This is a genomic window from Streptomyces mexicanus, assembly GCF_902506575.1.
In the GTDB taxonomy this organism is placed as follows: domain Bacteria; phylum Actinomycetota; class Actinomycetes; order Streptomycetales; family Streptomycetaceae; genus Streptomyces; species Streptomyces mexicanus.
In genome coordinates this window covers 1-2169 of sequence record NZ_LR732549.1, presented here as the reverse complement: position 1 = coordinate 2169, position 2169 = coordinate 1, and the positions used below count along the sequence as shown (strand labels likewise).

2 protein-coding genes are annotated in these 2169 nt (G+C 79.3%); both read left to right on the top strand.

Features of this window, described 5'->3' with window-relative positions; genetic code table 11:
* The coding region (locus GV126_RS32135) for a glycosyltransferase family 4 protein (protein ID WP_159674445.1) at positions 1-1123 on the top strand (1123 nt) is incomplete at its 5' end.
* Complete coding sequence (locus tag GV126_RS32130; RefSeq protein ID WP_159674443.1) at positions 1120-2130, top strand: class I SAM-dependent methyltransferase; 1011 nt, start codon at positions 1120-1122, stop codon at positions 2128-2130. The genes GV126_RS32135 and GV126_RS32130, both read left to right, overlap by 4 nt.
* Positions 2131-2169 lie beyond the last annotated feature (39 nt).

Sequence of the window (2169 nt, the reverse complement as noted above, 5' to 3'; positions counted from 1 at the left end):
CCCGCACCCCCGGACCGTCCCCATGTCCCTGCGCACCGTGCACTTCGTCCTGCCCGGCGGCGTCGACGACCCCGCCGCGCCCAGCGGCGGCAACGTCTACGACCGCCGGGTCGCCCTGGACCTGGCCGGCTTCGGCTGGCAGGTGCGGCCGCACGCCGTCGGCCGCGGATGGCCCCGGCCCGGATCACGCGCCCGTACGGAACTCGCCCGTACCCTGCGGAACCTGCCGGACGGCGCCGTGATTCTGCTCGACGGGCTGGTGGCCTGCGGGGTGCCCGAGATCGTCGTCCCGGAGGCGGCACGGCTGCGCGCGGCCGTGCTGGTGCACCTCCCGCTGGTTGACGAGACCGGACTCGCCCCCGAGGCGGCGGCCGACCTGGACGCCCGCGAGCGGCAGGTGCTGCGCGCGGTGCCCGCCACCGTCACCACGAGTCGCTGGGCGGCCGGCCGCCTGGTCTCCCACCACGGCCTGGACCCCGGCCGCGTGCACGTCGCCGCGCCCGGCACCGACATCGCGCCGCTCGCGCCCGGCACCGACGACGGCTTCGGACTGCTGTGCGTCGCCGCGGTCACCCCGCGCAAGGGCCAGCACCGGCTGGCGCAGGCCCTGAGCACCCTGACCGACCTGGCGTGGAGCTGCCGGTGCGTGGGCGGATTGACCCAGGACCCGGCCTACGTCGCCGAGCTGCGCGACCTGATCCGCGCACGCGGCCTGCAGGACCGCTTCCGGCTCACCGGACCGCGTTCCGGCGCCGCCCTCGACGCCTGCTGGGCCTCCGCCGACCTGATGGTCCTGCCCTCCCGCGCGGAGACCTACGGCATGGCGGTCACCGAGGCCCTGGCGCGCGGGATCCCCGTCCTGGCCACGGACGTCGGCGGTCTGCCCGAGGCGCTCGGGCGCGCTCCTGACGGGACGCTCCCCGGCATCCTCGTCCCGCCCGAGGACCCCGCCGCGCTCGCCGCCGCCCTGCGCCGCTGGTTCGAGCAGCCCGTCCTGCGCCGCCGCCTCCGGGCCGCCGCACGCGCTCGGCGCGGCGCCCTCGACGGCTGGGGGACCACCGCGCGCGGCCTCGCCGGCGTCCTGGACCGGCTGTCCGCGACGACACCCCGGAGGGCGGCATGAGCGGCACGACGAGGCGCACGGGGACCGCTCTCGGCGCCGGGGGCCTCGCCCGGGTGCTCCCGGGCGCCGGCCCGACCGGGCCCGGGCGGGAGAACCCGGTGGCCGGTGACGTCCCCGAGGCCGGGGAGGCCGGGCGGCCGGGGGAGACAGCGAGCGCGCGCGGGGCCGCCGACGAGCCTTCCCGGTACGCGCCCGAGTGGCTGCGGCTGCGCGAGCCGGCCGACGCGGCGGCCCGGGCCACCGAACTGCTCGGTCCGCTGCGCAGCGGTCTGGCGGACCTGCCGGCCCCGCCCGGCCGGCTCGTCGTGCACGACCTGGGCTGCGGCACCGGCTCGATGGGCCGCTGGCTCGCGCCCCGGCTGGCCGGCGCCCAGCACTGGGTCCTGCACGACCGCGACCCGTCCCTGCTGCACGTCGCCGCCGTCGCGGCCCCGGCCGACGCCGCCGACGGCAGCCCGGTGACCGTGGAGACCCGGCGCGGTGACGTGACCCGGCTGCCCCCCGACGCCCTGGCCGGAGCCTCGCTGGTGACGGCGTCGGCGCTGCTGGACGTCCTGACCGGCGAGGAGGCCGACGCCCTCGCCGCCGCCTGTGTCCGGGCCCGGTGCCCGGCCCTGCTGACCCTGACCGTGGCCGGGCGCGTCGACCTCACCCCGGCCGATCCGCTGGACGCGGAGATCGCCGAGGCGTTCAACGCCCACCAGCGCCGCTCGGGCCTGCTCGGCCCGGACGCGGTGGCCCGGACCGGTGAGGCGTTCGCCGCGCGCGGTGTCGCGGTCCGCGTCCACCCGAGCCCCTGGCGGCTCGGCCCGGACCGGCGCGAGCTGACGGCCCAGTGGCTGCGCGGCTGGGTCGCCGCGGCCGTCGCACAGCGCCCCGGGCTCCGCGCCCGTGCCGACCGCCACCTCGCCGAGCGCCTGGCGGCCTGCCGGGCGGGGGAGTTGGAGGTGGTCGTCCACCACAGCGACCTGCTGGCGCTGCCCCGGTCCGCGGACGGTGGCGTGTGAGTGCGCCGGGGAGCGGGTGGGGGCGGGTGAGTGTGATTG

What these genes read in the sequence shown, in the direction of transcription:
- GV126_RS32130 (WP_159674443.1), top strand. Translation starts at nt 1,120, where the DNA reads ATGAGCGGCACGACGAGGCGCACGGGGACCGCTCTCGGCGCCGGGGGC.